Raw genomic sequence first — 7,751 nt, 5'->3', positions numbered from 1 at the left:
CCCGCGGCGCCAAAACGCGATCATGGTTCGTGGGTGTTTAGACCGGTTAGAACCGGCCATACCACTCACGACTCAAGCCAGCGCTTGGGTGGGCGGGAGCCGGGCGGCCCGCATCGACGGGTAGGCACCCGCGACCGCGCCGACCACCAGAGACAACCCGACCCCGCCGAGCAAGGTCTCGATCGGGATCACCGCGGGCCACCCTTGCAGCAGCGCGTAAATCGCCGTCGCCAGCACCCCGATCACCACGCCCGCCGCGCCCCCGAGCGCGGACAGCAGCATCGACTCCGCGACGAACTGGCCCCACACCTGACGGCGGGTGGCGCCGAGTGCCCGTCTCAGCCCGATTTCGCGGCGGCGTTCGAGTACCGAGATCACCATCGTGTTCGCGACGCCGACGCCACCGACCAGCAGTGCGACTCCGCCGAGGCCGAGAAACAGGGCGTCGTAAGAGTTCTGCACGAGGTTCTTCGCGGCGAGCGCGTCCGAGGGACGGCTTACCTTGACCTCGTTCGGGTGCTCGGGGTTCAGGGTCGCGCCGAGTACCGACTGGACCGCGACCACCTGGGAATCCTTGGCGTGGACGTAAATCATGGTCGGCTTGCCGTCGAAACCGAGCTTGGCGGTGGCGACCTGCCAGCCGACCAGTACCGCGCGTTCGACGTCCGGCGCGAGCGGGAGCGGGTCGAGGATCCCGACGACCGTGAAGAACTGGCCGTCGATCCACACCTGCGGCGGGTGCTGGGGATCGATGGAGCCGATGCCCAGGCGCTTCGCCGCCTCCGAGCCGAGCACCGCCGCGGGCAGTTTCCCCACAGCGGCGTCGAGGAACTTGCCTGCCGCCAGTGTCGCCTTGATCTCGGCGAACAGGTTGGCGTCCGCCGCGAGCACCTTGAGACCCGAGGTCTCGGCGGGGGCGATGTGGTCGGAGCGGTACACCTTCGCGCCGGTCGCGCCGATGGCCGCCGCGCCGGTGACCGGGGTGATGCGCTTCAGGAGGTCGACGGCGTTCGAAGGCAGCGGCGCCGGCGTGCCCGCGAACGACTCGCCGGGTTCGGCCTTGAGCAGGTTCGTGCCGAGCGCGGCGAGCTGGTCTTGCAACGCCTTGGCACTCGACGCGGGAATCGCGAGCACCGCGACCATCGCCGCGATGCCGATAGCGATGCCCAGTGCGGACAGCACGGCCCGCATCGGCCGGGTGCGCATGCCGTGCGAGCCGAGCACCATCATGTCGACGGGGCCGAGCCTGGCCGGCGTCGGGCGCTCGCTCATCGCGTCACCATCGCGGGTGTCCCGGTGTCGAGGCGCAGCACGCCGTCCCTGATCTCGATCTGGCGCGGCACCGCGCCCGCGATCTCACGGTCGTGCGTGATCAGCACGACCGTGGTCCCGTCCCCGCTCAGCTCGGCGAGCAGCGCGAGGATCGACTCGCCGTTGACGGTGTCGAGCGCGCCGGTCGGCTCGTCGGCCAGCAGGATCGACGGCCGGTTGACGACGGCGCGCGCGATCGCCACCCGCTGCCGTTCGCCACCCGAAAGCTCGTGCGGCATGTGCTCCGCCCGGTGCCCGAGCCCGACCCGTTCCAGCGCCGCGATCGCCAGCTCCTTGCGCTTGCGGCGGGGCACCCCCGCGTACATCAGGCCGGTGGCGACATTGCCAGCCGCCGAGACGCCCTCGGCCAGGAAGAACTGCTGGAACACGAACCCGATCCAGCGCGACCTGACCGCCGACAACGCGCGGTCCGGCAGCCGGGAGACGTCGAGCCCGTTGACCTCGATCCAGCCGCTCGTCGGCCGGTCGAGCGTGCCCATCAGCTGCAGCAGCGTCGATTTGCCCGAGCCGGACGGGCCGACCACGGCCATCAGCTCGCCCTCGTGGACGGTGAGCGAGACGTTCCGCAACGCCCGGACGCCGCCCGGATACGTGACGGACACGTCGTGCACTTTGAGCACCGGCGTCATGAGGTGGTCACCACCTGGGTGCCCTCGGCGATCCCCGGTCCTTCGACCTCGACCTTGCCGCCCGCGAACAGGCCGGTCTTGACCTTGACGATCGAATGCTTGCCGCCCTGCACGACCTCCAGGCCGTTGCCGCCCTCGGCCAGCGCCAGCAAGGCGTTGACCGGCACGGTCAGCACACCCTTGCGCACCCCGGTCGTGAAGGTCACCGACGCCGACCCCGTGGTGAGGCCCGCCGCGACCGCCTGGTCGTCCAACGTGATGGTCACGACGACCTTCGCGCCGGCGTCAGCACCTGGCGTCTTCTTGTCTTCGCTGGGTGCGTTCGCGACCAGCAGGACCTTGCCGGTGCCGGTCTTGCCCCCGATGGTGAGGCTGACCTTGTCGCCTTCCTTGGCGAGGTTCTGCTTGGCCTCGGTGAGCGGCACCTTCACCAGGTGATCCGTGCCGGTCGCCTTGAACAGCGGGCCGGTCGCGGGCGCGCCGGGCGCGACCGTGGCCGTGCCCGTCCGGATCGGGCCGGGCTGCACCAGTACGTCACCCACGCCGATCGAACCGGTTTGCGGCATCTTCAAGGACTTCTGCCACTTCTTGATCATGACGGTGTCCTGGTGGGTGAACTTGGTGTCCGGCGTTCCCACGCCGAACCCGAGCGCCTTGAGGTTCTGCTCGAGGATCTTGACGTCGGGCCCGTCGTCCATGCCCTCGGTCAGCGGCCGGTAGAACGGCAACGGCCCGTAGAACAGCGGTACCGGCACAGCGTCCACTGTGTACAGCGTGCCGCCCTGCTTGATCTGCGTGCCCGGCGCGGGCAACGTGGTGACCGTGCCCTCCTTGTGGCCGGTCACCTCGAACTCGTCGCCGTAGCCGAGCGTGCCCTGTACCACCTGCTGCTCGGCGAGATCGGTCTTGGTGACGGGCACCGTGACCAGCTGGTCGGGCAGCGGGGCGGTGTTCGCCGCCCCGGTGGCGCCCGCGGTGAACCTGGTCAGCACCACGATGGTGCCGACCGTGGCCACCGCGAGCACCACCAGGCCGATGAGCAGCCAGCGGGCCCGCGCCCGGCGCCGTACGGTGCCGGGACCGCTATCCGACATGGATCCCGCACTCCTTCATCGCCTTTTCGAGCACCTTCGGGTCGTCACCCGGCTTGCCGATCTGGAGCCCGTGGGTCTCGTCGGGGTCAGCGGTGTCGATGCCGTGTTCACGCAGGCATTTCGCCATGGCACGGGATTTGTCGAGCGCCTTCGCCTGATCTTCCTTGGAACCGCCGTCCGGCATGAACTTCGCACAGGCTTCGGTCGCCTTTTTGTACGTTTCCTCCGACACCCCGTCGGGGATCATCTCCCTCGGCATCATGCCGCCGTCGAACGTGGGATCGGGGATGTTCACGCCGTTTTCACGCATGCATTTCGCGCGGGCCAGCATCTGATCCTTGGTCGCCTGGTCGATACCACCGCCCCCGCCGGGAGCCGGAGCGGCCGAACTCGATCCGCCCGCGGAGGCCACCTTCCCCGCGTCGTCACCGCCCGACGAGCAACCGGCCAGCATCGTCGCCACGGCGGCTATTCCGAGCACGAACTTGTATTTGATACGCACAACACCGCTCCTTGCTTTTCGCTGTCGGGAAATGTTCTACGGAACCACCGTTATCGATCGGGTAAGCAGCGGGCTTATACGCTGCTTATGACCGCGCGCGGATACTGAATCCGAGACGAGTGGAGGCCTTTTCGTGAAAACCCGGATGGTGTCGCTGCGCACCCGGCTCACGGCGCTCTACGGCGGGCTTTTCCTGCTGGCCGGGTTGATTCTGCTGGCGCTCAACTACCTGCTCGTCGAGCGGAACCTGCCGATGGGCCGAGCCGTCGCCAGGCAGATGATGGCGCCCGAGGGGGCGGTCGTCACCGATCGCGTCCAGGTCGACCCGGAGTCGCTCAGGCTGATCAACGAGTCCATCGACAACTACCGCTCGTCCGCACTGTCCACTTTGGTCGTGCAGTCCGCGGTCGCACTGGTCATCGTGGCACTGCTGGCCGCGCTGTTCGGCTGGCTCATCGCCGCGCGGGCGCTGCGGCCGGTGCACACCGTCACCGCGACCGCGCGGGAGCTCAGCGCCGCCGACCTGCACCAGCGGATCAACCTCGACGGCCCGGCCGACGAGCTCAAGGAGCTCGCGGACACCTTCGACGAGATGCTGGAACGGCTGGCCAAGTCGTTCGACGCACAGAAGCGTTTCGTGGCGAACGCGTCGCACGAACTGCGCACGCCGCTCGCCATCCAGCGCACGCTCATCGAGGTGGCGATGGCACATCCGGAGGTATCTCCGCAGGTCACGGCACTGGGCACGGAGCTGTTGAAAGCCGGGAAGGAGAGCGAGCGGCTCATCGCGGGCCTGCTCGTGCTCGCCCACTCCGAGCGCGGGCTCGAGCGGCGGGAGGCCATCAGGTTCGACGAGATCACCCGCACGGTCGTCGGCCAGTCAGGTGGGGAGGCGGCCGAGCGCACCGTCGAAATCCACACCGACCTGCGGCCGCTCACCGTGACCGGTGACCAGGTGCTGCTCGAGGTGCTGGTGACGAACCTCGTCCGCAACGCGCTCGCCTACAACCTGCCGGGCGGCACCGTCCACATCGAAGTGGGCGACAGCCACGCGCTACGGGTGCGCAACACCGGCGCGCCCGTGCCACCGGAGGCGGTGGCGGGCTTGTTCGAGCCATTCCGCCGCCTCTCGCCGGACCGCACGGACGACTCCCCGCACGCGGGGCTCGGCCTCTCGATCGTGCGCGCGATCGCCGAAGCACACGACGGCTCGGTCCACGCCGAACCGGGCCGCGACGGCGGCTTGCTCGTCACCGTCGACCTGCCGGGCAATTGAGTGTCGACAGATCGCTTATCCCACGTTTATCCATCATGTCGCAGTATTGGTCAGGCACCAGAGAACGGAGTGGCAATGCGGGTATTGGTCGTCGAGGACAGGAAGGTGCTGGCCGACAGTATCGCCGAAGGCCTGCGCCGTTTCTCCATGGCGGTCGATGTCACTTACGACGGCGCGCAGGCATTGGAGAACATCAGCGTGCACGCCTATGACGTCATTGTCCTCGATCGCGATTTGCCACTCGTGCACGGCGATGACGTCTGCCGGGCCGTGGTGTCACGCGGCGACGGTGGCCGGGTCCTCATGCTGACCGCGGCCACGGAGGTGCCCGAGAAGATCACGGGTCTCGGCCTCGGCGCCGACGACTACCTCACCAAGCCGTTCGCGTTCGCCGAGCTCATCGCCAGGGTCCAGGCGCTGGCGCGCCGCGCGCCGAGGGCGCTGCCCCCGGTGCTGGAGCTGAGCGGGGTACGTCTCGACCTCCCCCGTCACCAGGTGACCCGCGACGGCATGCTGCTTCCGTTGTCGCTCAAGGAATTCGCCGTACTCGAAGTGCTGATGCGCGCGGAAGGCACGGTCGTCAGCAGTGAGGAGCTGTTGGAAAAAGCGTGGGACGAGCACGCCGACCCGTTCACCAACGCGGTACGGGTCGCCGTGATGACATTGCGGAAGAAATTGGGCGAACCCGGACTCATCGAGACCGTTCCGGGAGTCGGCTACCGATTTCGCACCTGAACACTGCGAGGAGTTCTCATGTCGGATCTCGCCGACTCGATAGAATCGATGGAGCAACTGGTCATAGCCTGGCGCGCGATGATCCTGGATCGCGATTCGGAAGCCGATGTGCGTGAACTGCCCGGCATCGCCGTCCGCTGGGCGGACTGTCAATTCCCGTTCTGGAACTGCGTCACGCTGACCGAGGTCGGCGCGCGGCCCGAAGTCGTCGAGCAACGCCTCGTCGAGGCGGCGGAGATCATGCGCGCCAAGGACTATCCCGGGTTCCTCTGGCTTTTCGAGGACCTGCTCCAAGACGAGGCCCGCGCGAACCTGGACGACGCGATCGAGCGAGCGGGCCTCAAGCACGCTTTTCCCGGCACCGGCATGGCCGCGGACCTGTCCCCCATGCCCGAGCCAGCCCATCCCGATCTGACGTTCGTGCGCGTGACGACCGACGAACACCTGCGCGACTACGCGGACCTCAACTCGCGGGCCTATGGATTCCCGCTGGAAGCCGGGCGTGACGGGCTCGTCGGCTGCGCGCGATGGAAGAACGCCGTGTACGCGTACCTCGGCCTGCGCGATGGCGTCCCGGTGACATGCGCGGCGACCGTCGACGCGGGCGGCTGCCTGTTCGTCGCGCTGGTCGCCACCGCCCCGGAGTGGGAGCGGCGCGGTTACGGCGAGGCCGTCACCCGGAAGGCGCTGTACGAGGGCGCGGCCGCCACCGGCCTGACCCGCGCGACACTGCACGCGACCGTGGCGGGCGCCCCCGTCTACCCGCGCATCGGCTTCAAACCCAACTCCCCCATGCGCTTCCTGAGCCTCAAAGGCTAGATGGCAAATCTCTATTCGGCTACCAGCGTCAACGAAAGGCGAACACGATGGCCACCATGCCAAGGCGGGGCTTTCTGGGCACCTCGATCGCCGCTCTCGCCGCGATTCCGCTGACAGGCCACGCGGAAGCGGCACCGGAAACCGCCGGTTCGATCAGGCCGTTCAAGGTCTCCATCCCCCAGGGTCAGCTCGCCGACCTGCAGCGCAGGCTGGTGGCGACCCGCTGGCCTGCCAAGGAGACGGTTTCCGATCAATCCCAAGGCGCGCGACTGGCCAAGCTACGCGCGCTGACCGAACACTGGATCACGAAATACGACTGGCGCAAGGCCGAGTCGAGACTCAACTCGTACCCACAGTTCAAGACCCGGATCGACGGCTTGGACATCCACTTCCTGCACGTCCGGTCGCCGCATCGCGACGCGCTGCCGTTGATCATCACGCACGGCTGGCCTGGCTCGATTTTCGAGCTGCTCAAGGTGATCGGGCCGCTGACCGACCCGACCGCGCACGGCGGCAAGGCCTCCGACGCGTTCCAGCTCGTGATCCCGTCGATGCCCGGCTACGGCTTCTCCGAGATCCCCACCACGCCGGGCTGGAACCCGGACCGCATCGCCCGCGCCTGGCATGAGCTGATGCGCCGTCTCGGTTACCACGAATACGTTTCCCAGGGCGGCGACTGGGGCGCGGTGATCTCCGACAAGCTCGCCGCACAGGCACCTCCCGGCCTGCTGGGCATCCACGTCAACATGCCTGCCACGGTCCCTCCGGACATCGCCAAGATCCTCAACAACGGCGACCCGGCGCCCAAGAACCTGGCCCCGGACGAGCAGCGTGCCTTCGACGCGCTCGACGCGTTCTACCGCAAGAACGCCGGCTACTCGGCGATGATGGTCACCCGCCCGCAGACCGTCGGCTATGGACTGTTCGACTCCCCGGTCGGCCTGGCGGCGTGGATGTACGACAAGTTCGCGCAGTGGACCTACAGCGGCGGCGAGCCCGAGCGCTCACTGACGCGCGACGAGATGCTCGACGACATCACGCTGTATTGGCTCACCGGAACGGCCATCTCGTCCGCCCAGCTGTACTGGGAGAACAACGCGAACAACTTCAACGCGGTGGACATCTCGATCCCCGCGGGCGTGACCGTGTTCCCCGGTGAGATCTACCGGGCGCCGCGCAGCTGGGCAGAACGCGCCTACCACAAGCTCATCTACTTCAACGAGGTCGACAAGGGTGGCCACTTCGCGGCCTGGGAGGAACCCGAGCTGTTCAGCCGGGAAGTCCGGGCGGCCTTCCGCCCACTGCGCAAGCACTGAGCCTTCGAGGGTCGTGAGTGGTATGACCGGTTCTAACCGGTCATACCA

At 67.8% G+C, this 7,751-nt stretch carries 8 protein-coding genes; 4 read left to right on the top strand and 4 right to left on the bottom strand.

What is annotated here, in order from left to right:
• Positions 1 to 72: 72 nt before the first annotated feature.
• Genes ACFV15_RS25375 through ACFV15_RS25360 form a run of 4 tightly spaced genes read right to left on the bottom strand, consistent with a single transcriptional unit; the run spans position 73 to position 3,557 of the window.
• Complete coding sequence (locus ACFV15_RS25375; protein WP_378353086.1) at positions 73 to 1,272, bottom strand: ABC transporter permease; 1,200 nt, start codon at positions 1,270 to 1,272, stop codon at positions 73 to 75.
• Positions 1,269 to 1,961, bottom strand: coding sequence for an ABC transporter ATP-binding protein (locus tag ACFV15_RS25370; protein ID WP_378353085.1), 693 nt, complete (start codon positions 1,959 to 1,961; stop codon positions 1,269 to 1,271). Before ACFV15_RS25370 ends, ACFV15_RS25375 begins: the two co-directional genes overlap by 4 nt.
• Positions 1,958 to 3,055, bottom strand: a complete 1,098-nt coding sequence (locus ACFV15_RS25365) for a peptidoglycan-binding protein (protein WP_378353084.1) — start codon at positions 3,053 to 3,055, stop codon at positions 1,958 to 1,960. The genes ACFV15_RS25370 and ACFV15_RS25365 overlap by 4 nt, the downstream gene beginning before the upstream one ends.
• Complete coding sequence (locus ACFV15_RS25360; RefSeq protein WP_378353083.1) at positions 3,045 to 3,557, bottom strand: hypothetical protein; 513 nt, start codon at positions 3,555 to 3,557, stop codon at positions 3,045 to 3,047. Before ACFV15_RS25360 ends, ACFV15_RS25365 begins: the two co-directional genes overlap by 11 nt.
• Before the next feature lie 133 nt (positions 3,558 to 3,690).
• On the opposite strand from ACFV15_RS25360, the gene ACFV15_RS25355 reads away from it, so the two are divergent.
• The 4 genes from ACFV15_RS25355 to ACFV15_RS25340 all read left to right on the top strand — a co-directional run bounded on the left by ACFV15_RS25355 (position 3,691) and on the right by ACFV15_RS25340 (position 7,703).
• Positions 3,691 to 4,833, top strand: a complete 1,143-nt coding sequence (locus ACFV15_RS25355; protein WP_378353082.1) for a sensor histidine kinase — start codon at positions 3,691 to 3,693, stop codon at positions 4,831 to 4,833.
• A 75-nt stretch (positions 4,834 to 4,908) separates the two neighbouring features.
• Positions 4,909 to 5,568: a response regulator transcription factor gene (locus ACFV15_RS25350; protein WP_378353081.1), complete on the top strand. Its 660-nt coding sequence runs from the start codon at positions 4,909 to 4,911 to the stop codon at positions 5,566 to 5,568.
• An 18-nt stretch (positions 5,569 to 5,586) separates the two neighbouring features.
• A complete protein-coding gene (locus tag ACFV15_RS25345) occupies positions 5,587 to 6,387 on the top strand; it encodes a GNAT family N-acetyltransferase (RefSeq protein WP_378353080.1) in 801 nt (266 codons plus the stop codon).
• Positions 6,388 to 6,443: 56 nt separating this feature from the next.
• Positions 6,444 to 7,703 (top strand): epoxide hydrolase family protein, encoded by a 1,260-nt coding sequence (locus ACFV15_RS25340; protein ID WP_378353079.1) that lies wholly within the window; start codon positions 6,444 to 6,446, stop codon positions 7,701 to 7,703.
• Positions 7,704 to 7,751: the final 48 nt, after the last annotated feature.

The sequence above is a fragment of the Amycolatopsis sp. NPDC059657 genome, from assembly GCF_042734395.1.
Taxonomy (GTDB): domain Bacteria; phylum Actinomycetota; class Actinomycetes; order Mycobacteriales; family Pseudonocardiaceae; genus Amycolatopsis.
This window is presented reverse-complemented; position numbering and strand designations above follow the sequence as displayed.

What these genes read in the sequence shown, in the direction of transcription:
- ACFV15_RS25350 (WP_378353081.1), top strand. Translation starts at nt 4,909, where the DNA reads ATGCGGGTATTGGTCGTCGAGGACAGGAAGGTGCTGGCCGACAGTATC.
- ACFV15_RS25365 (WP_378353084.1), bottom strand. Translation starts at nt 3,055, where the DNA reads ATGTCGGATAGCGGTCCCGGCACCGTACGGCGCCGGGCGCGGGCCCGC.
- ACFV15_RS25345 (WP_378353080.1), top strand. Translation starts at nt 5,587, where the DNA reads ATGTCGGATCTCGCCGACTCGATAGAATCGATGGAGCAACTGGTCATA.
- ACFV15_RS25340 (WP_378353079.1), top strand. Translation starts at nt 6,444, where the DNA reads ATGCCAAGGCGGGGCTTTCTGGGCACCTCGATCGCCGCTCTCGCCGCG.
- ACFV15_RS25370 (WP_378353085.1), bottom strand. Translation starts at nt 1,961, where the DNA reads ATGACGCCGGTGCTCAAAGTGCACGACGTGTCCGTCACGTATCCGGGC.
- ACFV15_RS25375 (WP_378353086.1), bottom strand. Translation starts at nt 1,272, where the DNA reads ATGAGCGAGCGCCCGACGCCGGCCAGGCTCGGCCCCGTCGACATGATG.